Here is a 23,699-nt window from a genome sequence, read left to right as displayed (position 1 = left end):
GGGCGTTGAGATTCCTACATGCGCAGGCATAAACCGGAGATGCGAAGAATGATCCTCGATGCCGCGCGCCTTGCCTTTGTCAACCTTTTTGCACGGGAAACCCGGTCGGTTTTCTGGAAGGTGCTGGGGCTTACGCTCCTGGCACTCATTGGGCTCTGGTTCATGCTGCGAAGCCTGTTCATGACTTTTCTGTTTCCGTGGATCGCGGGCTTCTTTCCGGAAGTGCCCGATTGGGCTGGCTGGCTGAGCTTCGTCTTTGTCATTCTCGCAGGCATCGGTCTTGCCTTGGGGCTGGCGCTGCTGCTGTCGCCCGTGACGGCGTTGATTGCCGGCCTTTTTCTCGATGACGTGGCGGAAGTGGTAGAGAAGCGGGATTATCCCGAGGATATCCCGGGAACGGCCATGCCGCTCGGCCCGGCAATCGCGAGTTCACTCAAGTTCTTAGGCGTTGTGATCGTCGGTAATATTGTCGCCCTTTTCCTGCTTTTCATTCCGGGCGTGAACCTGATCGCCTTCTTCCTGGTGAACGGTTATCTGCTCGGCCGTGAGTTCTTCGAGTTCGCCGCGATGCGCTTCCGTTCGCCGGAGGAGGCGCGGCTCTTCAGGGCGAAGCACGCTTCCACGGTCTTCCTCGGCGGCCTGGTCATCGCTGCTTTCCTCGCGGTTCCCTTCCTCAACCTGCTAACGCCGCTCTTTGCTGCAGGCATGATGATTCATCTCTACAAGCTGATTTCCCAAAGGGACCTCGGTTTTCACCGCAGAGCAGTTTGAGGAGGCCGATGGTTCGGCTACTCGACGGCCTCGCCAATCACCTGCGGCGGTAATTCGACCAGCGGCGCCGGTATCTCGCAGCTCTTTTCCGGTGATTTGCACAGATCGGCGATCACGCAGCGTTCGCATTCCGGGCGGCGTGCCTTGCATGTGTAGCGGCCGTGCAGGATCAGCCAGTGGTGAGCGTGATAGAGGTAGTGCCTGGGGATCACCTTCATCAGGCGGTCCTCCACCTCTTCCGGTGTCTTTCCCGGTGCCAGCTTGATGCGATTGGCGATGCGGAAGATGTGCGTGTCAACCGCCATGGTCGCTTGAGCGAAAGCCATCGAGAGCACTACGTTCGCCGTCTTGCGTCCGACCCCCGGCAGGCGCACGAGTTCTTCCCGTGTCTGCGGAACCTCGCCGTTGAATTCGTTGACCAGCATCTGCGAGAGCGCCATGACGTTCTTCGCCTTGTTGCGATAAAGGCCGATCGTTTTGATGTAGTCGCGCAGGCGTTCCTCGCCGAGCGCCAGCATCTTCTCCGGCGTATCTGCCACCTTGAAAAGCGGCCGCGTCGCCTTGTTGACACCGGCATCCGTTGCTTGGGCGGAGAGCGCCACGGCAACGACGAGTGTGAACGGGTTAGTGTGTTCCAGCTCGCCTCTGGGTTCCGGTCGCTGGATCGAGAAGCGGCGGAAGATCTCTTCGCGTTCGGCTTGCGAATACGCGGTGCGTACGGCCGCCGGTTTGCGGCGGCTGATCACTTCTGGTCCTGGCGGGGCTTTGCGGGCGGATTTGAGTTTCGGTTCTGGCATAGACAATCTATACTCATCAGCCATGACGGAAAGCAACGCCGACAGCGCGAACGAACAGCCTGTTTTTGCAGCCGAACTTTTTCCTTACCGGTCGCTCGGCCGCAAGGGTTTCAGAGTGCTGCTGCTGATTTCCGGTGCCGTCTGTTTCATGTATGGGATGTTCTTTATCGTTACCGGTGCCTGGCCGATCGGCTTCTTCTTCGGGCTGGATTTCGCGTTGCTCTACGGTGCCTTCTGGCTCAACTACCGCTCCGGCAAGGCGCGTGAGGAAGTGACCGTTTCGCGCACTGATGTCGCAATCCGCAAGTTCGCGCCTTCCGGACGCATGGTGGAGCATCACTTCAATCCCTTCTGGGCGCGTTTCCTCGTCCGCCGCCACCAGGAAATCGGCATTCTCTCCATGCATATTTTCGGCGAGGGCCGGCGGACGGACATCGGCTCCTTCCTCAATCCAGATGATCGCGAAAGCTTCGCCAAGGCCTTCAAGGGCGCGCTTGCGGCGGTCAAGCAGCGTATTTGAACGCTGCGCAAGAAACGGGTGGCTTGCGGTCCTCCCCTTGACTATCTCCTTGTTACAAGGAGAAGAACGATGAATATGATCGCAAATCTGAACAGAGACATTACGCCCGAGAGCCCGGACTACGAGACCGTCCGGCAGGTCATCGAGCTCATCACCGAGGATTATCGCGACCAGCCGTCGCTGGAGGCGATCGCCGCGCGGCTCAACCAGTCGCCGACGCAGCTCCAGAAGACGTTTACCCGCTGGGCCGGGCTTTCGCCCAAGGCCTTCCTGCAGGCGGTTACGCTCGATCATGCGAAGCGATTGCTGCGCAAGGAAGATATGCCGCTGCTCGAAACTTCGATCGAGGTGGGTCTTTCGGGTCCGAGCCGTCTTCACGATCTTTTCGTCACCCATGAAGCGATGTCGCCTGGCGAATGGAAGGCAAAGGGCGGCGGCCTGACGATCCGCTACGGCTTCCACCGGTCTCCCTTCGGCGTCGCGCTGGTCATGGCCACCGATCGCGGCCTTGCGGGCCTTGCCTTCAGCGATCTCGGCGACGAGGCCGCCTGCTTGGAAGATATGACTTGCCGCTGGCCGAATGCCCAATATGTCGAAGATCGGCAGGCCACCACGCCTTATGCCGAGCGCATCTTCGAGCCCGGAAAGTGGTCTGCCGACCAGCCGTTGCGGGTTGTGCTCATCGGCACGGATTTTCAGGTCCGCGTCTGGGAAAGCTTGCTCAAGATCCCATTCGGCAAGGCGGTAACCTACAGCGATATCGCCAACGACATCGGCAAGCCGACAGCGATGCGTGCAGTCGGCGCCGCGGTAGGACGTAATCCAATCTCATTCGTCGTGCCGTGCCATCGCGCGCTCGGGAAAAATGGCGACTTGACGGGCTACCATTGGGGTCTCACCCGCAAGCGGGCGATACTCGGCTGGGAAGCCGGTCAGGCTTAAGATTTAGTATTCCGGCAGCCGCGGTCCCTTCTCCCAGCGGGGAGATACACACTCGACCTCGCGCCGCTCGGCCGTTCGCGACTACCTCGCTCACCCCTCACCGCCGCGCTATCGATCCGACACTTCTCCCCGCTGGGGAGAAGACACAAGCGGTACCGTCTCGGCCAAATCCAAGAGCGCCTTTGCGGCGCTCTCGTCCGTGATCAGCGTATTGCAACCGATGCGCCGGATGGTGGCGCGGATCGCCAACGCGCGGTGCGCCCCACCTGAGGAGAGCACGATGTGCCGTGCCTTCTTCAGGGTATCCAGATCGACCGACATCACACGGCTGTTGATCGAGTGATCGACAGTGTTGCCGTCCTTGTCCAGAAAATTGAACATCGTGTCGCAGACGCAGCCGGCGTCGATCAGCTCTTGCAGTTCGGCCTTCGAAATCCAGCCCTCCGACAGCGACGTCGAATGCGGGCCGATGTCACCGCAGCTAACGATCGCAAGATCGAGGTCTTCCGCCAACCGGTAGATCGTGTCCAGTCCGCATTTCTCGATCAGATTGCGCTTGGTCTCGACCGAATCGACGAGCAGCGGCGAGAGGAACATGTAGCATTCGGCGCCGAGCTGGCTTGCCAGCCGCCACGTATAGTCAATGGGGTTTGTTTGATGCACGGCGACGATGCCGCCAAGCAGCGAAACGACCTTGCAATTGGCGCGGCGGGGCGGACGAAAACTCGAAAGCGACGCCGTCATTGTGCGCCCCCAGCCAACTCCGATCGTATAGTCGTCTGGGATCGTCTCGGACAGGAACTGGCCGAGCGCGAGGCCGACGCTCTTTGCCAGACTACCGACGTCGGAATTGACGGGAGCGGGGACAACGATCGCCTCGTCGAGCCCGTAGGCGCGCTCCAGCTTCACGGAGAGCTCGACGCAGTCGCCAATCGAATCGTTGATCCAGATCTGCACCTCGCTGCGCTTCATCGCTTCGTCGAGCAGGCGGATGACCGTCGTGCGGCTGATGCCGAGCTGCTCGGCGACGTCCTTTTGCGTCAGGCCCTGATTGTAATAGAGCCACGCGGCGCGCAGCCTCAGCGACGAGGCTTCTGAGTAAGCGGTGTGCGTGCCACGTTTCAGCTTACCCACATCTTCTCCTGTGTGAATTTCACCCTACTTGCACCCCGGAGGCGACAGAGCCGGCATTTTTCTTGAGGATGATAATGACGCGTGTGACACTTATGTCAATTGAAATGAACAAATGTCCTTGACTTTCCCTTTAGGGAACGGCGATAGTCACGTCAACACAGCCGTTACTTGTCTGTCCGAGGGACAAAATGTGCGGACGCACGGGGAGGTCTCGGCCGGACCGGCGCCGGCCGCAGCTCAAGTTAGCAGTTCGAGTTCACAAGGGATTTTTGACCATGACATCCAAGCTTGACCAACTCCGAGACATGACCACGGTCGTCGCCGATACCGGCGACATCGAGGCCGTCGCCCGCCTGAAACCGGTGGATTGCACGACCAATCCAACCATCGTTTTGAAGGCGCTCGGGACGCCGATGTTTGCCGATACCATCAAGGAAGCCGTGTCCTGGGGCAAGAAACAGGGCGGAAACAGCGATGCGGTTGCCGCAGCCGTTGCCGACCGCCTTGCAATTTCAGTCGGCGCCGCCTTGTCGAAGCTCGTGCCGGGCCGCGTATCTACGGAAGTCGATGCCGACCTTTCCTTCGACACGGAAGCATCGATCGCCAAGGCGCGCGGCATCATTGCCTCCTACAAGGAGCGCGGCATTGAGCGTGACCGCATTCTCATCAAGCTTGCTTCCACGTGGGAAGGCATCCGCGCTGCGGAAGTGCTGCAGAAGGAAGGAATCGACTGTAACCTGACGCTTCTCTTCTCCAAGGCCCAGGCCGTTGCCTGTGCCGATGCGAAAGCCTTCCTGATTTCGCCCTTCGTCGGCCGTATCCTCGACTGGTACAAGAAGTCGACCGGGAAGGATTATACTGCGGAAGAGGATCCGGGCGTTCAGTCCGTCCGCGACATCTACAACTACTACAAGGCGCATGACATCAAGACGATCGTCATGGGTGCCTCGTTCCGCAATGCCGGCGAAATCGAAGCGCTGGCAGGCTGCGATCGCCTGACGATCAGCCCGGCGCTGCTCGACGAACTCGCCAGCGATCAGGGCACGCTTGTCCGCAAGCTCTCGCCCGACGCCAAGGAGGCCGAGCCGAAGATCGAAATCGACGAGAAGACCTTCCGCTGGATGATGAACGAAGATGCGATGGCAACCGAAAAGCTCGCCGAAGGCATCCGCGCCTTCGCCAAGGACCTGACGGCGCTGCGTACGATGGTCCAGAAGGAATTGCAGCTCGCTGCCGCCTAACGTCTTCATAGAAAGTAACTGAAGGCGCGGTTGCCAATGGCGGCCGCGCCTTTTTCGTGCTGATATCAAGGGCATGGAGCCTGAGGAAAGTCATGGCGGACAACGATCAGCGCAGCCCGATGATGATCTATGCGGTCCGGCATCGGACCATCATCATTGCTTTCATCGCAGGCTTAGCGGTTTTCCTGCTTCTCACTTCCCGGGACATGAACGCCAAGAATGTGCTAATCGGCTGGAACGTTACGGCCATCGTCTTCACCTGCATCAGTTGGCGAAGGATGTTGCGGGCGACGGTCGCGGATATCAGGAAGCGAGCAGAAGATCTGGATTTTTCCGACACCTTCGTGCTTTTCCTGTCGATCACGGCGGCGCTCGCGAGCATTGCCGGCATCGGGCTCGAGCTGCATTCCGTGAAAGAAGCGCCGCCTGATGTGGCTTTGGCCAGGGCCTGTGCGGCGGTCGTCACGATCCTGGTTTCGTGGATTTTCCTCCATACGCTCTTCACCATCCATTACGCCCATCGATTTTACGGCGGACTGGACAAAGGTGAAGGATTGATTTTCCCAGACAGGATCGGAGAGCCTGTTTATTGGGACTTCCTTTATTTCTCATTCACGATCGGCGTCGCGGCACAGACGGCGGATGTTGCCGTTTCCTCTATGACAATGCGCAAGATCACGCTGCTTCATGCGGTGCTGTCGTTTCTCTTCAATACGACAATCCTGGCACTCGCGATCAATGTCGGAGCGAGCCTGCTCTAGGCAGGGCCATGAGCGTTAGAGAACCGCCTGGCCGGCCATTAGCGCCAGGATCAGGAAGATCAGGAAGATGACGAGGGCGATGCCGAAAAGGACACGCGCGATCGTTGCAGTGGCGGCGGAGATGCCGGAAAAACCGAAGAACCCGGCAACCAGCGAAATGACGAGAAATATGAGAGCCCATTTGAGCATGGAGGTTTCCTCTGTGTTGGATACAGAAGAGGACGCGGGAAAGACCAAATTGTTCCGCCGCAGTTGTCTGCGACGGTCTTGGTCACAACTGACACGGGTCAAAATTACTCAACCATGGTTGATCATCACGTGCCGGACGGCGGTGTAATCCTCGAGCGCATAGACCGACATATCCTTGCCGTAGCCGGATTGCTTGAGACCGCCATGCGGCATCTCGTTGACCAGCATGAAATGCGTGTTGATCCAGGTGCAGCCATATTGCAGGCGCGCAGCCGTCTTCATGCCGCGGCTGATATCATTGGTCCAGACGGAGGATGCGAGGCCATAGTCGCTGTCGTTCGCCCAGGCAACGGCATCCTCGATGTCGCTGAAGCGCGTCACGGAGACGACAGGGCCGAAGACTTCGCGACGGACGATCTCGTCCTCCTGCGTGGCGCCGGCAATGACGGTTGGCGTGAAGAAGAACCCCCTGTCGCCTGAGGTCTTACCGCCAGCAGTGATTTCCATGTGCTTGTGCTCGGCGGCGCGGGTGACGAAGCTTTCGACGCGGTCACGCTGGCGCTTGGAGATCAGCGGGCCGATCTCGTTTTCGGTGTCTTCGGCCTGGTTGAACTTAATCGAGGAAACCGCCGAGGAGAGGTCGGCGACGAACCTGTCGTAGACCTTGGCATCGGCATAGATACGGCAGGCGGCGGTGCAGTCCTGGCCGGCGTTGTAGTAACCGAAGGTGCGGATGCCGGAAACGACCGCATCGATATCGGCGTCGTCGAAGACGATGACAGGGGCCTTGCCGCCGAGTTCCAGATGCGTGCGCTTGACGGTCTTTGCGGCGGCCTGCAGCACCTTCTTGCCGGTCGCGACATCGCCGGTGATCGAGACCATGCCGATCTTCGGGTGGTTGATCAGCGCATTGCCAACACTTTCGCCGCGGCCGAGGACGACGTTAACGACGCCCTCAGGCAGGATATCGGCGAGCAGTTTCGCCATCTTCAGAGCCGTCAGCGGCGTTTGTTCGGAAGGCTTGAAGACGACGGTGTTGCCGCCGGCGATCGCGGGTGCCAGCTTCCAGGCCATCATCATCAGAGGATAATTCCAGGGGGCGATCGAGCCGACGATGCCGATCGCGTCGCGGCGGATCATCGAGGTATGGCCGGGCAGATATGCGCCGGCGACGGGGCCGTGCAGGTTGCGGACAGCTCCGGCAAAGAAACGGTAGCAATCGACGATTGCCGGGATTTCGTCGTTGAGCACGGCGTTGATCGGCTTGCCGCAGTTCAGTGCTTCAAGCGTGGCAAAGCTTTGTGCGTCTTCCTCTATGGCACCGGCGATCTTCAGCAGATAGCTGGAGCGTTCGGCGGGTGTCGTCTGCGACCAGCTCTTGAAAGCCTTCCCGGCGGCGTCCACGGCGGCATCGATCTGGCCGAGCGAGGCTTCCGGCAGATTCAGCACCGTCTCGCCCGTCTTCGGGTTCAGGATGTGCTCTTCCGTTTCCGTGCCCGCTTCGAAGCGGGATCCAATCAGCATCTGGGTGTCCATGATGTTCTCCCTTTTCATTTGCCGGCGCCGGCGATCTGGTCGCCGTCGCGGGTGAGGTAGTAGGCTGCCAGGATCGGCAGGAAAGTGACGAGCACGACGGCCATCGCGACCACGTTGGTAACGGGGCGTTGGCGGGGGCGGATGAGTTCTTCGAGCATCCAAATCGGCAGCGTCGATTGCTGGCCGCCGGTGAAGGTGGTGACGATGACTTCATCGAAGGACAACGCAAAGGCGAGCATGCCGCCGGCAAGCAGCGCCGTGCCGATATTCGGCAGGATGACGTGCCGGAAAGTCTGGAAGCTGTCGGCGCCGAGATCCATCGAGGCCTCGATCAGCGAGCCGGAGGTGCGGCGGAAGCGGGCGACCGCATTGTTATATACGACCACAACGCAGAAAGTGGCGTGACCAAGTACGATTGTCCAGACCGAGAACGGGATGTCGAACAGGCTGAAGGCCGAGCGCAGCGCAATGCCCGTGATGATGCCGGGAAGCGCGATTGGCAGGATGACGAGCAGGGAGATTGCCTCACGGCCAAAGAACTTCGTCTGGCTGACGGCAGCGGCGCAGAGCGTGCCGAGCACCAGCGCGATGGCTGTGGCGATGCAGGCGACTTGCACAGAAAGGCCGAGGGCCGCCCAGACATCAGGCCGGTTCCAGGCCACGTCGAACCACTGCGTCGTCAGGCCGGGCGGTGGCCACTGGTAGCTCTTTTCCTCGGTGGTGAAGGCATAGATGAAGATCAGCAGGATCGGCAGATGCAGGAAAAGCAGGCCGCCGGCAGCTGCGATCTTCAGGAGGAGAGGGGAGCGTTGTCCGCGATCAGAGCGCATCGAAAGCTCCCTGCTTCTTCGCCATCCAGAGATAGATGGCCATGATGACGATCGGCACGACGGAGAAGGCGGCGGCAAGCGGCACGTTTCCGGCTGTGCCCTGCTGCGCATAGACCGCCTGGCCGATGAAGAGACGCGAGGAACCGATGATCTGCGGGATGATGTAATCGCCGAGGGTCAGCGAGAAGGTAAAGATGGAGCCGGCGACGATGCCGGGCAGCGCCAGCGGGAACAACACCGTGCGGAAGGTCTGGCTCGGCGTGGCGCCGAGATCGGCGGACGCCTCGATCAGGTTTGCAGGCACGCGCTCGAGGGCGGCCTGCGTCGGCAGGATCATGTAGGGTAGCCAGATATAGACGAAAACGACGAAGGTGCCGAGATAGCTCACCGAAAGCGAATTGCCGCCAACGACCGGCAGCGTGAGAATGCTGTCGAGCAGCCAGGAGAGGTGCAGCTTGGCGAAAATCCAGGTGAGGATCCCTTCCTTGGCGAGAATCAGCTTCCAGGCGTAAACCTTGACGAGATAGCTCGACCAGAGCGGCAGCATAACGGCCAGATAGAAGAAGGCCTTCCATTTTCCCTGTGCGTAGCGCGCTGCGTAGTAGGCGATCGGGAAGGCGATGACGGCAGAGGCGATCGTCACCATGGCCGCCATCACGACGGTACGGACGATGATATCGAAATTGGTGGGGTTCAGAAGCTCAGCATAGGTCGCGAGCGTGAACTCGTAATTGACCAAGCCGGAGAAATCGTCGATTGAGAAGAAACTCTGCAGCAGCAGTGCGAACAGCGAGCCGATATAGATGATGCCGAGCCAAAGCAGTGGCGGCGTCAGCATCAGCAAAAGCAGTAGCTTCGGATGGCGCCAAAACGCGTCCGAGAGTCCACCGAAGAAACCGCCGCGCCCAGGCAGGATTGAGGTCGTAGCGCCGGGCTTTGTCATGGCGAGCGCTGTCATGCTGCGTCATCCATGTAGTGCACGTCGGCCGGCTGCCAGGCGAGGCGCACGCTGGCACCGATATCCGGCACATTGACGCCGGCAGGCAGCGTGACATGCAGGCGCGTGCCCCTCATGCCGACCGTCAGGCGAGTCGCGGCGCCAAGGAAACTGGTGTTTTCGACCGCTGCCTCAACGCCGTCGCCGGAGATGTGAATCGCTTCAGGACGCAGGCTCGCCCAGCGCCTTTCGCCGCCGAGGAGGATCATCACATCCGGCGAGATCACGTTCGAGGAACCGACGAAATCGGCGACGAAGCGTGTCTTCGGGCGGCGATAGATATCCTGCGGCGTGCCTTCCTGCACGGTGCCACCGTTATTGAAGACGGCGACGCGGTCTGCCATGGATAGCGCCTCGCCTTGATCGTGGGTGACGAAAACGAAGGTGATGCCGAGTGCGCGCTGGAGGCTCTTCAACTCTTCCTGCATTTGCTCCCGCAGCTTCAGATCAAGCGCGCCGAGCGGCTCGTCGAGCAGCAGAACCTTTGGCTTGTTGACCAGCGCGCGGGCGAGCGCCACGCGCTGCCGCTGTCCGCCGGACAACTGGCCCGGACGACGCATGCCATAGCCTGGAAGCTTCACCAGCTCGAGCGCTTGCTCAGCCGCCTTGGTGCGTTCCACCTTACCGATACCCCTGACCATCAGCCCGTAGGCGACATTGTCCAGGATGTTGAGATGCGGGAAGAGCGCGTAGTCCTGGAAGACGGTGTTGACGTTGCGGCGGTAGGGCGGGACGCCTTCAGCCTTTTCGCCGAAAATCTGGATATGTCCCTCGGTCGGCTGTTCGAAGCCGGCGATCAGACGCAGGCAGGTGGTCTTGCCGGAGCCCGAAGGGCCGAGCATCGCGAAGAACTCGCCCGGCGCGATTTCGAGATCGACGCCGTCGACGGCGCGAACCTGGCCGAAATGGCGCGAAACCTTCTGGAAACGGACGGCGTAGGTCATTGGGGCTCCATGGTGTCTACGAGGTCGGGCGCATCAGCCAACCCCTTACAACCCTCCTCACAAGGGGGAGGGATGTAAATTGCCGTGTTCGCTATCTGCCGGCACATGGCAGCACGTTGCCGTTCAAGCCTCTCCCCGTGGGGAGGGGTTGGAGAGGGCTTTCCTTACCGCCCGCCGATCACGCCGATATAGTCCGACACCCAGCGATGATACGGCACGCATTCGCTCTGCGTCGTGCACTTGGCGACGGGCGTCTTCCAGAATTTGATCTTGTCGAAATGGTCGAAGCCGTTGGTGGTGCAGCCGGCATCGGTCAGCAACTCGTTGCCCTTGCAGGCGGCCGGAACGGAGGGCACCGTGCCAAACCAGGCGGACACATCACCCTGCACCTTCGGCGACAGGGAGTGCTCCATCCACATGTAGGCGCAATTCGGATGCTCGCTGTCGACGTGCAGCATGGTGGTGTCGGCCCAGCCCGTCACACCTTCCTCCGGAAAGGTCGAGGCGATCTTCTGCTTCTCAGCTTGCAGCAGGTTGACCTGGAACGGCCAAGAACCGGAGGCGACAACGCCCTCGTTCTTGAAATCGTCGATCTGGATCATAGCATCATGCCAGTAGCGGCCGATCAGTTTGCGCTGGCCGCGCAGCAGGTCGAGAGCTGCCTTGTACTGGTCCTCGTTCAACTCATAGGGATCCTTGATGCCGAGTTCCGGTTTGTGCGCCATCAGGTAAAGGGCGGCATCGGCGACGTAGATCGGTCCGTCATAGGCCTGGACGCGGCCCTTGTTGGACTTGCCGTCGGGCAGTGTTTCTTCCTCGAAGACCACCTTCCAGCTGGTCGGCGCCTTATCCTTGAACGCGTCGGTATTATACATCAGCACGTTCGGGCCCCAAACATACGGGGTTCCGTAGTGAACGTCGCCGACCGTGTGCCACGGCGCGTTCTGCAGACGCTCGTCGATTTTCTTCCAACTCGGAATAAGATCGGTATTGATCGGCTGCACGCGCTTGCCAGCAACGAGACGCAGCGAAGCATCGCCCGAAGCGGTGACGAGATCGAAGCCACCTTCGTTCATCAGCGCCACCATTTCATCCGAGGTCGCCGCGGTCTTCACGGAAACCTTGCAGCCGGTCTCCTTTTCAAAATCGGTAACCCAGTCGTAATTCTTGTCGGTCTCGCCGCGCTCAATGTAACCGGCCCAGGCGACGATGCTGACCGCACCCTCACCCTTGCCCAAGGCCTTCAATGGTTCGGCAGCGGCAACCTGCGTCACGAGGCTCAAGCTCGCTAGGGCAGTGGTGCACGACTTCAGAAGATACTTCATCGCCTGTCTCCCGGTTGGTGCCGCTTGCCGCGGCGTTTTGTTCCCGGCAGAAAAGGTGCGCTGAAAAATCCGGTTTCGCAAATTCATTTGTCAGAAAGGCGATATCGGAAATTCCGATATCGTCATCGCGGACGGCCGGATCTCATCGCTTCGGCGATGCCGACGAAATCGCGGGCCGCCTGAGGCAGACTCGAGCCTTTACGCCAAACCATGCCAACCTGCACGACCGGCAGCGAACCGGAGACGTCGCGGCTTTCGATGCGGTCGCCTTCCAGCGACCAGGGGCGGTAGACGAGATCGGGAAGTAGGGCGACGCCGGCGCCTGTTGCAACGAGACTGCGCACGGCTTCGACCGAGCGGGTGCGGAAGGCGACATGCGGTCGGGCGCCGAGGGCTGACAGCAGCTTGCCGGTATTCTCTTCGATCTCATCGACCGTCAGCATGATCAGCGGCTCGCGGGCGATGTCAGCGACGGAGATGATGTCGGCTGAAACGAGCGGGTGGCCTATCGGCAGCCAGAGACGATAGGGTGAAGTCTCGAGAATTTCCGCCTGGAGCGCCATGCGGTCGCGAAGGTTGGAAATGACCATGACCGCAACATCGAGTTCGCCGCCAACCAGCAGATGCTCGAGATAGCCACCATTGTCTTCGATTGCGCTCACCTCCACACCCGGGCAGGCACGGCGGTAGCGCGCCAGGAGGTCGGAAAGTACATAGCCTGCGACCAGCGAGGTGACGCCGATGTTCAGTGTGCCGGAAAGAGCGCCTTGCAGGCTGGAAAAACTGGCGCGGGCATCGGAGACACTGGCTAGAATTTTTGTCGCATGCCGGAGAAATTGATGGCCGTTATGCGTGATCGTCAGCCCGCGCGGGTGACGTTCGAAAAGCTCGACGCCGAGGTCGGTTTCCAGCTCCTTCAGCGCTTCCGTCACGGAGGATTGCGAGATCGATAGATTCTGCGCAGCGCGCGTCACCGAACCCTGTTCGGCAACGGCGACAAAATACTGGATCTGACGAAGTGTGAAGGCCATGCATGTTTAGAACACGGCCGAACGGATCATGACAAGCGTAGTGTGTGGTGGACCTTTTTTGGTCTTTCAGCAGAATTGGTATGTTTCTTGGAAGACCACTTAAGCATTCCGAAACGTCGTTTGACTAGCTTCACTGGCATGTGTTGCGTTGGAGTTTTTTCGATGGCGGAGCAGTTGGCGTGAAGGCCTTACTGCGCATCTTCCGGCCCTCCCGGAAATTGGTGGTCGTGATCGGCGGAATGGCCCTCTTTGCGGGCGCTTCCGGCGGCGCTGCGCTTTATATCGGCAGGGACAATATTATCGGCCGGTCCCTGGAAGAGCTGAACGGCGTCTCCTGCACAGATGTCAACCTCGTGACCATCAAGAAGCAGGATCGCGTCTGGATCCGCAAATACATCAAGACCGAACCGACCGACGGCATGACGCGGGTGAAGACTGCCTTGCGCGTCGCGCAAGCCGTCTATGAGCAGGAAAAGCCCGATCTGGTGCAGGTCGTGGTTCTCGATGAGAACGGGCCGACGTTGCGTTCGGATATGCGAGGCCGCGCGATCGGCGCAGATGTGGTCTATATCCCGCATCCCGACCAGTTGGTCGAAGGGCTGAACGGCAAACCCTATACTGCCCGCTATTACGATGGTCTGGCGAGCGAGAATGGGCTGTTCTTCGGCGAGCGCATCGACTTGCCAGCCGAAGAGATCCAGGCGCTTAGCGCCTCCTTCAAGCAACGCTCCGATTGTATCGATCCGACCGCCGTCGCCGCAACCGAAAGCGAGAGCAAGATGAAGGACGGCGAGGAGGACGCATCACCGGAAGGCGAAAGCGCTTCTTCGCCAGAAAGCGGCAAGGCTGCTCCAGCTTCCGGCCATTAGATCACTCACATGCAAAAGGCGGGCAACCACCGGCCGCCTGCCTTTTTGAATCTGCTTATCTTCGCTAGCCTTGCGCTCAGTCCGCCTTGCTGCGGCGAGCCGGGAAGAGGATGATGTCGCGGATCGAAGGTGAATTCGTAAGCAGCATGATCAGGCGGTCGACGCCGATGCCGAGACCGCCTGCCGGCGGCATGCCTTGGTCGATCGCATCGAGGAATTCGTCGTCCAGCTGCTTTTCTTTCTCGCCGCGCGCGTGTGCCTGCTCCAACTGCTCGACCATCCGCTTGCGCTGCTCTTCCGGGTCGTTGAGCTCCGAGAAGGCGTTGCCGAGTTCCCAAGCGTTGCAATAGGTCTCGAAACGCTCGACGAGGCGAGGCTCGCCCGGCACTTCTTTGGCGAAGGGCGAGATGTCCTTCGGGAAATGCGTGACGTGCGCGGGCTGAATCAGTGTGCTTTCGACCTTCTCCTCGAAGATGAAGGCGAGGCATTCGCCCCAGGTCGCGTCCTTTTCAATTTCGAAACCAGCCGCCCTTGTGGCGGCGCGGGCTTCCTCATCGGTCTTGATTGCCAGGAAGTCGATGCCGGTTGCTTCCTTAACGGCATCGGGCATCGGCACGCGGCGGAACGGACCCTTGAAGGAGATCCGCTTGTCGACGAAGGTGAATTCCGTGCTGCCATGGATGGAAATCGCGAGTTCGGCGAACAGGCGTTCCACGAGGTCCATCATGTCCTCGTAGTCGGCGTAGGCCCAGTAGCACTCCATCATGGTGAATTCGGGATTGTGCCTTGTCGAGACGCCTTCGTTGCGGAAGTTGCGGTTGATCTCGAATACCTTGTCGGTGAGACCCGAGACGAGCGTGCGCTTCAGAAAGAGTTCCGGCGCAATGCGCAGGTACATGTCGAGCTTCAGCGTGTTGTGATGCGTCTTGAATGGCTCGGCTGTTGCACCGCCATAGACCGACTGCAACATCGGCGTCTCGACTTCCATGAAGCCGTCGTTCTCCATGAAGCGGCGGATCCCGGAGACGATCTTCGAACGTTGCTGGAAGCGGAGCTTGGATTCCTCGTTGGTCATGATGTCGAGGTGGCGCTTGCGGTAGCGCAGCTCGATGTCAGAGAGGCCATGCCACTTCTCGGGCATCGGCAGCAGCGACTTGGTCAGCATGGTGATCTGCTGAGCGTTGATCGTCAGTTCGCCGCGCTTGGTGCGGCGGACGACGCCAGTCACACCGATGATGTCGCCAATGTCGATCATCGGCAGCAGCGCGCGAGCCTCTTCGCCCGTCACATCCTTGTGGCTGAAAATCTGGATTTTGCCGGAGGCGTCATGGATATCCATGAACATACCGGAGTTGCGCGAGGAATAGACGCGGCCGGCAACGGTGACGACATCCTGCGTCTCGGTGTCTGGCTCCAGGTCCTCGTATTTCGCAATAAGTTCGGCATTGGTGATCGTCCGGTGGAAATGCGCCGGATAGACATCGCCGACCTGTTCGCGCAGCAGCTTCAGCTTCTGGGCGCGGACTTCCGTTGCGTCGGAGGAAAGGGTCGCTGTTTCGGTCTTTTCAGTCATGATGCAAACGTCCGGTTCAGTTCTTCGGGCCGACGAGGGAGGCGACTGCCTGCGACGCAAGTTTCAGCCGTTGCCGCACGACCGCGCGGCCGAGGATCGCCATGGAATCGAAGAGGGGCAGCGAACGCGACGAGCCGGAGATGGCAACGAAAAGCGGTGCGACGACCACCTTCAGCTTCTTGCCCATGCGGTCGGCAACGGCACGCAGCTCGGCTTCGATCGACTCGACGTTCCATTCGAGGATCTTTTCGAGGTCCGGCTGCACCGTGTTGAGGATCTCCAGGATCTCTTCCGGCGGCGACTTGATCTTAGCAAAAGCGGACGGATCAAGGTTCAGGTCCGATTTGAACAGGAAACCCGTGAGGTCCGGCAATTCGCCGAGCTTGGAGATGCGCGACTGTGAGAGCGCAAGCCCTGCCTTCAGGCGATCGTTTTCCATCGCCCAGTGCAGAACGCGGTGCTGGAATTCCTCTTCCGAAAGCTTCTCGCGGATCCAGCGGCCGTTCAGCCAATCGAGTTTCTGGATATCGAAGATTGCGCCGGCCTTTGAGAGGTTCTCCGGATCGAACTTTTCGGTGAGTTCGTCCATCGTCATCAGCTCTTCGCCTTCGGCGATCTGGACGAAGAACAGGCCGAGGAAGTTCATCAGCGCCTCGGGGATATAGCCGAGTGCGGTGTAGTAAGAGATCGAGGTCGGGTTTTTGCGCTTCGACAGCTTCGACTTGTCGGCATTGCGCATCAGCGACAGATGCATGAACACGGGCGGCTCAAGGCCGAGATACCGGTAGATCAGGATGTGTTTCGGAACCGATGCCAGCCACTCCTCGCCGCGGGCGACGTGGGTGATCTTCATCAGGTGGTCGTCGACGACGTTTGCCATGTGATAGGTCGGCATGCCATCTGCCTTGAGCAGAACTTGCATGTCCACCGCATCCCACGGGATTTCCACGTCGCCATAGACGCCGTCGGTAAATTTGCAGGAACCCTCGGTAGGGATCTTCATACGCACGACGGAGGGTTCGCCCGCTGTCATGCGCGAGCTGACTTCCTCGGCCGAAAGGTTCAGGCAGTGCCCGTCATACTTCGGCGGCAGGTTGGCAGCGCGCTGCGCCTCGCGCATCTTTTCCAGGCGCTCCGGCGTGCAGAAACAACGGAAGCCGTGGCCAGCAGCAACGATCTTCTCGACATATTCGCCGTAGATATGCTTGCGGTCGCTCTGGCGGTACGGGCCATAAGGGCCGCCGACATCCGGGCCTTCCGACCACTTCAGCCCACACCATTTCAGCGCGTCCAGCACCTTCTTTTCGAATTCGGGGGTCGAGCGCGTCGCATCGGTATCCTCGATGCGCAGAATGAACTCGCCGCCGTGCTTCTTGGCGAAAAGGTAATTGAAGAGAGCGATGTAAGCGGTGCCGACATGCGGCTCGCCGGTCGGCGAGGGAGCGATGCGGACGCGGACGCCGGAAGCTGTCATTTTATGTGCCCGTCAAATGAATGCCGGACGGCTTTCCTTGGCGAAAGCGACGTTCGGCGGAAGAATGCAGGTTACTGGATCAGGAAACCGGCCGGATAAGGGCATTCTGCCCGGTTCATCCGCCGATTGTCCGTTTGGCTGGCCTTAAGGCCATATTCGACCGCGCACGTCAAGGAAAATGGGCAGTACCCTGCCTCAGTGGACCGGCCAGACGTGGAGAAGCATCGGCACGCTGACGAGAATGATGATGAAGGAGAGCGGCAAGCCAAGGCGCGGATAGTCGCTGAACCGGTAGCCACCGGGGCCGAAGACCAGCGTATTACACTGATGACCAATCGGCGTGAGGAAATCGCAGCCTGCGCCGATCGCAACCGCCATCAGGAAGGCTTCCGGCCTGTACCCTAGCGTCTGCGCGAAGCTTGCGGCGATCGGTGCCATGACAAGCACGGTTGCCGCATTGTTGAGGAAGGGTGTTATCGCCATCGCCGTTATGAGGATTAGCGCAAGCGCTCCGGAAGGCGGCATCTGGGTCGCGAAGTGACCAAGCCACCCGGCGATCAGCTCGCTGCCGCCCGTCGTCCTCAGGGAGTCCGAGACGGGAATGAGCGCCGCCAGCATGATGAGAATTGGCCCATCAAGCGATTTGTATATCTCGGCCAAAGGGATCACGCGGAAGATGACCATGGAAAGGGCCGCGCAGAAGAAGGCAACGGAAACCGGGGCGAGCCCTGCGGCAGTCACACCCATGGCCGCGACAAGGATGAGGATCGGCATAAAGGCGCGGCGCTGCGTGCCTAGCATGATATCGCGCTGCGCCAACGGCAGGCACGAGAATTCCTGCAGAAAGCCCGGCAGGTTCTTTCGGCTTCCCTGAAGCACCACAACGTCGCCCGCGCGCAATGTGACCTCACTTAGCCGCTCGGTCAGACGATGGCCATGGCGGCTCACGGCCAGCAGGTTGATGCGCCGCCGGTTGAAGAGTGAAAGCTGGCGCGCCGACCAGCCAATGAGCGACGATTCCGCCGAAATGACGGCTTCAATTGACGTGACGTCGCCTTCCGCCCTCATCTGCGGCATCTGCTTTCCCGAGAGCCTCAACTTGGCGTTGGAAACGACACGATCGAGGACTTCTGGTCTTCCCTCAAGCAGGATCGTGTCGCCGGCCCTAAGCGTGATATCCGGAAAGGGCGACATCCGGGCATGGCCTCGAAGGATCGCTGTCGCCACGACTTCTCCATCACCCAACTGCAGGATCTCGTTGAGCGCCCTCCCATCGAAGCTGGAACCCTCGACCACGCTCGCCTCGGAAAAGTAGGTCTTCAGATCGAGCGCTTCTTCCAGCGTTGGATTCTCGTTCTGCCGTTCGGGCACCAGCCAATAAAAGAAGATCAAGAACGCGACGCCGACGAGCGTTAGCGTTGCGCCGACGGGCGTGAAATCGAACATGGTGAAGGGGGTGCCGGTGATCTCGTCACGCAGCCGCGATACGACGATGTTCGGTGAGGTGCCGATCTGCGTCATCAGGCCGCCGAGCAAGGCCGCGAAGCTCATCGGCATCAGGTAGAGCGAGGGCGACTTGCCAGTTTTCCTTGAGAACTGGAACGCGACGGGAATCATGATCGCCAGCGCACCGATATTCTTGATGAAGGCGGAAAGCACTGCGACGACGATCAGAAGAAGCGCCAGCTGCAGATGCAGTTTGTCGAGGTTCGGGAAGAAGCGTTTGATGGCGTTGTCGACGACGCCGGAACGCGCTACGCCCGCACTTACCATCAGCGCGCTACCGACGATGATGACGATCTCGTCGCTGAAGCCGGAAAAGGCCTTGTCGAAGGGAACAACGCCCACTGCGATGGCCAATACCAGCGCGCAACAGGCAACGAGATCATAGCGGAACCGGTCCCAGATGAAGATTGCCATCATCAGGCCAATAACGCCGAAGGCGAGAATCTGCGCAGTAGTCATGCTGCTCCAGGACTCGGACCGATCGGCGGAAGAAGATCCGCCGTCGGACAGTAAATGTGACGCTTGCGTGGCTTATCAATGCGGCGGCGCGATCAATGTTCCTGCCACCTTCCTAGCTCTTTATTTCGGCAAGTGCCCGCTGAAGTGGTGCATCGGAAATCTGGATCAATCCCGCAAAGGGGATGTCCATATCCAGGACGAGATACAGCGAGGCCGAAATAAGCAGCGCAGACATGACGAACATTGCGGCAACAATGATATTCTTGGGTGCCCGGTAGCCGAAGCTCGCAAAGATCAGGGTAAGCCAGGCAGCGAGCATGCAGATGATAGGTAGGGGGATGACCCCTTCCGACTGCTCGACGATGACCCATCGCTGCTCGACGATCTTCTGATATTGCTGGCGTGCGTTATCCCACAGAGCGACATGACCGGCATCGATAGGACTGATCACCGACAAACTATCGCCTACGCCGTTTAGGGCTAGTTCCGACGCCCGATCGCTTCTGACGAGCGAGCCGTCGATACGCGCCGTATTGGTCAATGCTTTTTCGACATAGGCAACAAGACTTTGTCGGGCGTCATGAGCTTCGAGGCCATAGGTGCGCAACGTTCGATCGAGAAGAATGATCTCCGTAGCGAAGGAATGAACGTTGTTGTCAAGTGCTTCGAATGTGTTCTTCGCCGAGTTGATCATCAGCCCGAATACGAGGGAGGTCATCACAACGAAAATATTGGCGACCAGCCGGACGACAGTGTTGGTTTCATCCTGGCGGTGATGTACAGGCAACTTCGAATAGCCCAGCATCGTTCCGAGCGAAGCGATCACGAGGCAGGCGAAAACCAAGGCCGCTACAAGCACTTCCCGCACGGTTCTTCCCCCATAGAATGCGCTGTCCTTCGCATGCAAACTAGCTGCTTTGAGATGATTTGCCCACTATGCGGACCATCAACCCGCTGGACAAACGAAGGTGCGGGTATCGTTTTCGCTTCGGGATTCGAGCTGGAGAATGGCTATGACTGATCTTTTGAACGTATCGGCAAAGTTGGCCGATGGCCGTGAAACGACGCTGAGCAACTATCGCGGCAAGGTGATGCTGGTCGTCAACGTTGCCTTGAAATGCGGCTTGACCAAACAATATGACGGCCTCGAAAAATGACGGCCTCGAAAAGCGCTGTGAAGACAAGCGCGAGCGCGGCTTCGTCATCGCGGCCTTCCCGGCCAAGGGCGAAGATACACACCCGCTCTATCAGCGTCTGACCACCGCTGGCCGCAGTGGGAAGGTCGTCGCCCGCTTCGCGCCGGATATCACGGCAGAGGATCAGCGGCTGGTGTCGGCGATCGACGGGAAACTCGTCAGGGCTGGCTGAACAAAAGCAAAGGGCGCGGTGTTGCCGCGCCCCGCTTCAATTTCGTCAATGCCCGCCGGCCTTCTTCCGCATTCGGGCGTTTCTCGCGAACATATTCAAGATTTCGACCAGCGCCGAGAAGGCCATGGCGGCATAGACATAGCCCTTCGGCACATGGAAACCCATGCCATCGGCGATCAGCGTCGTGCCAATCATCAAAAGGAAGGCGAGCGCCAGCATGACGATCGTTGGGTTCTTCTCGATGAAATTCGCAAGCGGCGCTGCTGCAAACAGCATTACTGTCACCGCTGAGATGACCGCGATGATCATGATCGGCAGGTGCGGCGTCATGCCGACAGCGGTGATGATGCTGTCCACCGAGAAAACAAGATCGAGTAGCAGGATCTGGCCGATCGCCGCCGCAAATCCCGTCGTCGCCGAACTCGCGATGAAATCCTCGTTGTGATCCTCCGGATCGACACTGTGGTGGATTTCCTTGGTGGCCTTCCATACGAGGAACAACCCGCCGGCAATCAGAATCATGTCCTTCCACGAGAAGCCGTGACCGAAAGCCTCGAAAACAGGCGTGGTGAGCTGGACGATCCAAGCCACGGTGCCAAGCAATGCAAGACGCATGACGAGCGCGAGGCTGATGCCCACCTTGCGGGCCTTGTCACGATGCTCGACCGGCAACTTATTGGTGAGAATGGAAATGAAGATCAGGTTGTCGATACCGAGAACGACTTCCATGACAACCAGGGTCACCAGAGCCACCCAGGCTGCCGGATCCTGAACAAGCATCATGATATCTTGCATATCGATATTTTTCCTCGCGCCATCGAATCTGACGCACCGCAATTTAAGGTGAAGGCGCCAAGAAACAAGCGCGCAGGGGGATATACGAAAGCGGGAAGGCTTTTATTCCCTCACCCGTATCCAGACTTCCGTGACGCCCATGCCGATATGGGGATCAAAATGCTCGCCGTAACGCCTGAACATGTCCGGCATCTCGGCGTGCTGCAGACCCGAGGAGGGGAGCCAAATCCCAAGATATGATGCATCGTTGCCGGAATAGCGGAAACGTGACCGCGATGGGTGACGACAGCGTAGCGCTGACTTGGCACCTGCGTAGTAGAACCCTCCCGCGGGTCGCCCGTGTCTGTGACTTCGGCACCTGCCACATAGCGGAACTTCTCGGCTTCTCCTTCGATATGCGTGCAGATGCCATAGGCGGCGATACCGCGCTGGCCGGGAATATTGCCGCCGAAATAGGTATTTAACTTCTGCCAAAGCGAGGGAATCGCGGTATTGCCGCCCGGGTGGCAGGGCTTGATCGCTAATGCTGGATTTTAGTGCGACGCCGGGCGAAATCGAAGACGTTTAGGCCGACCGGTTCTGGTGAGTGCCGTAAGCCGCAAGGAAAACGCGGATCGCGCCGCGGATGATACGGCTCATCTCTTCTTCGGAGGGAGGACCCGCCATGTCGCCCAAGAGGCGTAGCTTGAAGAAGCCTCCGCCGCAAAGTTCCAGGAACTGGCGCGCCGCGAGTTCGACATCCTCGATCACAAAATGCCCGGCGGCGACCTGCGTCTTCAGATAGTCGGTGAGGACGGTCCGGATGTTCTCGGGGCCGGTGAAGAAGCGTTGACAGAGGTGCGGCATGCGGTCGCGCACCCCGATGACGGTGCGTATAGCATTGATGACCTTTTCTTCGGTCGTGTGCCGGACGAAGGTCATGCCGAAATCATAAAGAGCCGTATCCGGGTCAGGATTTGCATTGAGAGCCGCACGCACGCTGGCGACAAAGGCGGCGCGCTCGGTCTCCATCATCGCGGTAAAAAGTTCTTCCTTGTTCGCGAAGTAGACGTAGAGCGTTCCTTTTGAAACACCTGCCTCGCGCGTCACGTCGTTCATGCTCGCGGCATCGAAACCGAGTTTCATGAAGACGCGCTTGGCACCTTCGAGGATCTGTTTGCGCTTTGCCGGATCCTCTCCCGCCGCCCATCGGCCGCTCGCAGCCGGGGCTTCTAAGACGGAATCTTTGAAAACCTCTGTCATTGTCTCCTTAACCACGTTCGCACTCGCGAAGATTCTTTAGCAAAAATCGAACCGCGCGGTTCGATGTGACTTGATATGGCTTTAAAAAGGCTCTATGTCAACTGAACCGAACCGTTCAGTTCGATCATTATCACTCGTTTACCCGGTATCTGTTCATGTCGTCCAGTCAGAAAACCAATGTTGCACGCATTGTTAGCGATTCCGCCGAGGCCGAAGCGGCCAAGCCGGAAGCCGTAGCCTCCGCGGACGCCCCCACCGCGGAGGCTCGCGGCGCTCCGCAGGTGCAGAGCGTTGAGACGATGCCTGATGGCAAGGTCGAGGAAAAGAAGAAGCGCCGCAGCCTGGCGCTGCCGGTCATTGCGCTTGCCCTCTTCGCAGGCGGTGCATGGTACGGCTACGAATGGTGGACGAACGGCCGCTTCATGGTCTCGACCGATGACGCCTATATTGAAGGCGATATCGCAACGATCTCGCCGAAGGTCACCGGCTATGTCGCCAAGGTGAACGTCTTCGCCAACCAGCAGGTGAAGGCCGGTGACGTGCTCGCCACGCTCGACAATGGCGATTATCAGAATGCGCTCGAACAGGCCGAAGCCCAGATCGCGACTGAAAAGCTGTCGCTGAGCCGTATCGACGCGCAGATCGAGGGCGCCAAGGCGGCGCTTGCGCAAGCGCAGGCTTCCAAGGTCGCTCTCGAGGCAGCGGTTCGCGGCGCCGAGATCACTCAAAAGCGGCAGTCGGAGCTTCAGGCGAAAGCGGTCGGCACGACAGCCGATCTCGACAACGCCAACATCGCTCTCGACCAGGCCAAGGCCAATCTCATCGGCGGAGATGCCAGCATCAAGTCATCGGAAGCCAACATCGCCATTCTCGATGCGCAGCGCAAGGAAGCCGAAGGTTCGGTCCGCACGCTCGAACTCCAGCGGGACAAGGCTGCCCGTGACCTCTCCTTCACTGTCCTCAAGGCGCCTTATGATGGCGTCGTCGGCAACCGTTCGGTTCAGGAAGGCGACCTCGTTTCGCCGGGGCAGCGTCTGATGGCGCTCGTTCCAGTGCGCCAACTCTATATCGACGCCAATTTCAAGGAAACGCAGATCCAGCACCTGGTTCCAGGCTCGAGAGTCAACGTGCATGTCGATGCCTACGACGATCATCCGATCGTTGGCACCGTGGAGTCGATTTCGCCGGCTTCCGGCTCGGTCTTCTCGCTGCTGCCGCCGGAGAATGCGACGGGCAATTTCACCAAGATCATACAGCGCGTCCCGGTCCGCATTGCCCTGTCTCAGGATGCGCTTAACAGCGGCCGTCTGCGCGCCGGTCTGAGCGTCGTCGTCGATGTCGATACCCGCACGGCGCCCGCTGCAGAGCAGGCAGCAAAGTGACCAGCCAGCCGGA

General features: G+C 59.5%; 22 protein-coding genes and 2 pseudogenes. 8 read left to right on the top strand and 16 right to left on the bottom strand.

Annotated features, from left to right (window positions below):
* Nucleotides 1-48 precede the first annotated feature (48 nt).
* Nucleotides 49-771 (top strand): sulfate transporter family protein, encoded by a 723-nt coding sequence (locus N2599_RS15435; protein WP_027507911.1) that lies wholly within the window; start codon nt 49-51, stop codon nt 769-771.
* 17 nt (nt 772-788) lie between these two features.
* On the opposite strand, the gene nth is transcribed toward N2599_RS15435, so the two are convergent.
* Complete coding sequence (nth, locus tag N2599_RS15430; protein ID WP_037140839.1) at nt 789-1,568, bottom strand: endonuclease III; 780 nt, start codon at nt 1,566-1,568, stop codon at nt 789-791.
* Between the two features lie 22 nt (nt 1,569-1,590).
* Between nth and N2599_RS15425 the strand changes: the two genes are divergently transcribed.
* Nucleotides 1,591-2,088 (top strand): DUF2244 domain-containing protein, encoded by a 498-nt coding sequence (locus N2599_RS15425; RefSeq protein WP_027507913.1) that lies wholly within the window; start codon nt 1,591-1,593, stop codon nt 2,086-2,088.
* Between the two features lie 69 nt (nt 2,089-2,157).
* Nucleotides 2,158-3,030, top strand: a complete 873-nt coding sequence (locus N2599_RS15420; protein WP_027507914.1) for a methylated-DNA--[protein]-cysteine S-methyltransferase — start codon at nt 2,158-2,160, stop codon at nt 3,028-3,030.
* A 108-nt stretch (nt 3,031-3,138) separates the two neighbouring features.
* On the opposite strand, the gene N2599_RS15415 is transcribed toward N2599_RS15420, so the two are convergent.
* Nucleotides 3,139-4,164, bottom strand: coding sequence for a sugar-binding transcriptional regulator (locus N2599_RS15415; protein WP_027507915.1), 1,026 nt, complete (start codon nt 4,162-4,164; stop codon nt 3,139-3,141).
* A 275-nt stretch (nt 4,165-4,439) separates the two neighbouring features.
* Here N2599_RS15415 and tal point away from each other — a divergent pair, with 275 nt between their 5' ends.
* Nucleotides 4,440-5,405 carry a transaldolase gene (tal, locus tag N2599_RS15410; RefSeq protein ID WP_027507916.1) on the top strand — a complete coding sequence of 322 codons (966 nt, stop codon included), beginning with the start codon at nt 4,440-4,442 and terminating at the stop codon, nt 5,403-5,405.
* A gap of 92 nt (nt 5,406-5,497) precedes the next feature.
* The gene (locus N2599_RS15405) at nt 5,498-6,166 is read left to right on the top strand and encodes a DUF1345 domain-containing protein (protein ID WP_027507917.1); all 669 of its coding nucleotides are present in this window, start codon (nt 5,498-5,500) and stop codon (nt 6,164-6,166) included.
* Nucleotides 6,167-6,181: 15 nt separating this feature from the next.
* Here N2599_RS15405 and N2599_RS15400 read toward each other — a convergent pair whose 3' ends face one another.
* From N2599_RS15400 to N2599_RS15370, 7 genes are all read right to left on the bottom strand, one after another.
* Complete coding sequence (locus N2599_RS15400; protein ID WP_027507918.1) at nt 6,182-6,355, bottom strand: DUF1328 domain-containing protein; 174 nt, start codon at nt 6,353-6,355, stop codon at nt 6,182-6,184.
* Nucleotides 6,356-6,463: 108 nt separating this feature from the next.
* A complete protein-coding gene (locus tag N2599_RS15395; RefSeq protein ID WP_027507919.1) occupies nt 6,464-7,891 on the bottom strand; it encodes a gamma-aminobutyraldehyde dehydrogenase in 1,428 nt (475 codons plus the stop codon).
* A gap of 14 nt (nt 7,892-7,905) precedes the next feature.
* Nucleotides 7,906-8,721: an ABC transporter permease gene (locus tag N2599_RS15390; protein ID WP_027507920.1), complete on the bottom strand. Its 816-nt coding sequence runs from the start codon at nt 8,719-8,721 to the stop codon at nt 7,906-7,908.
* Nucleotides 8,711-9,679 carry an ABC transporter permease gene (locus N2599_RS15385; protein ID WP_027507921.1) on the bottom strand — a complete coding sequence of 323 codons (969 nt, stop codon included), beginning with the start codon at nt 9,677-9,679 and terminating at the stop codon, nt 8,711-8,713. Before N2599_RS15385 ends, N2599_RS15390 begins: the two co-directional genes overlap by 11 nt.
* Entirely contained in the window at nt 9,676-10,662 is a 987-nt protein-coding gene (locus N2599_RS15380; protein WP_027507922.1) for an ABC transporter ATP-binding protein, read from the bottom strand. Before N2599_RS15380 ends, N2599_RS15385 begins: the two co-directional genes overlap by 4 nt.
* 164 nt (nt 10,663-10,826) lie before the next feature.
* The gene (locus N2599_RS15375; protein ID WP_027507923.1) at nt 10,827-11,987 is read right to left on the bottom strand and encodes an ABC transporter substrate-binding protein; all 1,161 of its coding nucleotides are present in this window, start codon (nt 11,985-11,987) and stop codon (nt 10,827-10,829) included.
* A gap of 122 nt (nt 11,988-12,109) precedes the next feature.
* Nucleotides 12,110-13,018 (bottom strand): LysR family transcriptional regulator, encoded by a 909-nt coding sequence (locus N2599_RS15370; RefSeq protein ID WP_027507924.1) that lies wholly within the window; start codon nt 13,016-13,018, stop codon nt 12,110-12,112.
* A gap of 179 nt (nt 13,019-13,197) precedes the next feature.
* Between N2599_RS15370 and N2599_RS15365 the strand changes: the two genes are divergently transcribed.
* On the top strand, nt 13,198-13,887 hold the full coding sequence (locus N2599_RS15365; RefSeq protein ID WP_027507925.1) for a hypothetical protein: 690 nt from the start codon (nt 13,198-13,200) through the stop codon (nt 13,885-13,887).
* 76 nt (nt 13,888-13,963) lie between these two features.
* On the opposite strand, the gene lysS is transcribed toward N2599_RS15365, so the two are convergent.
* From lysS to N2599_RS15345, 4 genes are all read right to left on the bottom strand, one after another.
* On the bottom strand, nt 13,964-15,460 hold the full coding sequence (gene lysS / locus N2599_RS15360; protein WP_027507926.1) for a lysine--tRNA ligase: 1,497 nt from the start codon (nt 15,458-15,460) through the stop codon (nt 13,964-13,966).
* A 16-nt stretch (nt 15,461-15,476) separates the two neighbouring features.
* Nucleotides 15,477-16,934 (bottom strand): glutamate--tRNA ligase, encoded by a 1,458-nt coding sequence (gene gltX / locus N2599_RS15355; RefSeq protein WP_027507927.1) that lies wholly within the window; start codon nt 16,932-16,934, stop codon nt 15,477-15,479.
* 195 nt (nt 16,935-17,129) lie between these two features.
* Complete coding sequence (locus N2599_RS15350) at nt 17,130-18,899, bottom strand: SLC13 family permease (protein ID WP_027507928.1); 1,770 nt, start codon at nt 18,897-18,899, stop codon at nt 17,130-17,132.
* Between the two features lie 112 nt (nt 18,900-19,011).
* Nucleotides 19,012-19,767 carry a bestrophin-like domain gene (locus tag N2599_RS15345; protein WP_027507929.1) on the bottom strand — a complete coding sequence of 252 codons (756 nt, stop codon included), beginning with the start codon at nt 19,765-19,767 and terminating at the stop codon, nt 19,012-19,014.
* Between the two features lie 145 nt (nt 19,768-19,912).
* Here N2599_RS15345 and N2599_RS15340 point away from each other — a divergent pair.
* A pseudogene (locus tag N2599_RS15340) lies at nt 19,913-20,267 on the top strand (hypothetical protein).
* Between the two features lie 45 nt (nt 20,268-20,312).
* Here N2599_RS15340 and N2599_RS15335 read toward each other — a convergent pair.
* The 3 genes and pseudogenes from N2599_RS15335 to N2599_RS15325 form a co-directional block, all read right to left on the bottom strand.
* The gene (locus tag N2599_RS15335) at nt 20,313-21,062 is read right to left on the bottom strand and encodes a TerC family protein (RefSeq protein WP_027507930.1); all 750 of its coding nucleotides are present in this window, start codon (nt 21,060-21,062) and stop codon (nt 20,313-20,315) included.
* Nucleotides 21,063-21,164: 102 nt separating this feature from the next.
* A pseudogene (locus N2599_RS15330) lies at nt 21,165-21,562 on the bottom strand (GyrI-like domain-containing protein); the annotation flags it as partial.
* 64 nt (nt 21,563-21,626) lie between these two features.
* Nucleotides 21,627-22,304 (bottom strand): TetR/AcrR family transcriptional regulator, encoded by a 678-nt coding sequence (locus N2599_RS15325; RefSeq protein ID WP_027507932.1) that lies wholly within the window; start codon nt 22,302-22,304, stop codon nt 21,627-21,629.
* Nucleotides 22,305-22,459: 155 nt separating this feature from the next.
* Between N2599_RS15325 and N2599_RS15320 the strand changes: the two genes are divergently transcribed.
* The gene (locus N2599_RS15320; protein ID WP_027507933.1) at nt 22,460-23,686 is read left to right on the top strand and encodes an HlyD family secretion protein; all 1,227 of its coding nucleotides are present in this window, start codon (nt 22,460-22,462) and stop codon (nt 23,684-23,686) included.
* Nucleotides 23,687-23,699 lie beyond the last annotated feature (13 nt).

This window comes from Rhizobium sullae (genome assembly GCF_025200715.1).
Classification (GTDB): domain Bacteria; phylum Pseudomonadota; class Alphaproteobacteria; order Rhizobiales; family Rhizobiaceae; genus Rhizobium; species Rhizobium sullae.
The sequence above is the reverse complement of the archived record's forward strand: the minus strand, read 5'-3'. Positions and strand labels throughout refer to the sequence as shown.

Excerpts from the sequence above, each read along its gene's own strand:
- N2599_RS15435 (WP_027507911.1), top strand. The coding sequence starts at position 49 with ATGATCCTCGATGCCGCGCGCCTTGCCTTTGTCAACCTTTTTGCACGG.
- nth (WP_037140839.1), bottom strand. The coding sequence starts at position 1,568 with ATGCCAGAACCGAAACTCAAATCCGCCCGCAAAGCCCCGCCAGGACCA.
- N2599_RS15425 (WP_027507913.1), top strand. The coding sequence starts at position 1,591 with ATGACGGAAAGCAACGCCGACAGCGCGAACGAACAGCCTGTTTTTGCA.
- N2599_RS15420 (WP_027507914.1), top strand. The coding sequence starts at position 2,158 with ATGAATATGATCGCAAATCTGAACAGAGACATTACGCCCGAGAGCCCG.
- tal (WP_027507916.1), top strand. The coding sequence starts at position 4,440 with ATGACATCCAAGCTTGACCAACTCCGAGACATGACCACGGTCGTCGCC.
- N2599_RS15405 (WP_027507917.1), top strand. The coding sequence starts at position 5,498 with ATGGCGGACAACGATCAGCGCAGCCCGATGATGATCTATGCGGTCCGG.
- N2599_RS15400 (WP_027507918.1), bottom strand. The coding sequence starts at position 6,355 with ATGCTCAAATGGGCTCTCATATTTCTCGTCATTTCGCTGGTTGCCGGG.
- N2599_RS15395 (WP_027507919.1), bottom strand. The coding sequence starts at position 7,891 with ATGGACACCCAGATGCTGATTGGATCCCGCTTCGAAGCGGGCACGGAA.
- N2599_RS15390 (WP_027507920.1), bottom strand. The coding sequence starts at position 8,721 with ATGCGCTCTGATCGCGGACAACGCTCCCCTCTCCTCCTGAAGATCGCA.
- N2599_RS15385 (WP_027507921.1), bottom strand. The coding sequence starts at position 9,679 with ATGACAGCGCTCGCCATGACAAAGCCCGGCGCTACGACCTCAATCCTG.
- N2599_RS15380 (WP_027507922.1), bottom strand. The coding sequence starts at position 10,662 with ATGACCTACGCCGTCCGTTTCCAGAAGGTTTCGCGCCATTTCGGCCAG.
- N2599_RS15375 (WP_027507923.1), bottom strand. The coding sequence starts at position 11,987 with ATGAAGTATCTTCTGAAGTCGTGCACCACTGCCCTAGCGAGCTTGAGC.
- N2599_RS15370 (WP_027507924.1), bottom strand. The coding sequence starts at position 13,018 with ATGGCCTTCACACTTCGTCAGATCCAGTATTTTGTCGCCGTTGCCGAA.
- lysS (WP_027507926.1), bottom strand. The coding sequence starts at position 15,460 with ATGACTGAAAAGACCGAAACAGCGACCCTTTCCTCCGACGCAACGGAA.
- gltX (WP_027507927.1), bottom strand. The coding sequence starts at position 16,934 with ATGACAGCTTCCGGCGTCCGCGTCCGCATCGCTCCCTCGCCGACCGGC.
- N2599_RS15350 (WP_027507928.1), bottom strand. The coding sequence starts at position 18,899 with ATGACTACTGCGCAGATTCTCGCCTTCGGCGTTATTGGCCTGATGATG.
- N2599_RS15335 (WP_027507930.1), bottom strand. The coding sequence starts at position 21,062 with ATGCAAGATATCATGATGCTTGTTCAGGATCCGGCAGCCTGGGTGGCT.
- N2599_RS15325 (WP_027507932.1), bottom strand. The coding sequence starts at position 22,304 with ATGACAGAGGTTTTCAAAGATTCCGTCTTAGAAGCCCCGGCTGCGAGC.
- N2599_RS15320 (WP_027507933.1), top strand. The coding sequence starts at position 22,460 with ATGTCGTCCAGTCAGAAAACCAATGTTGCACGCATTGTTAGCGATTCC.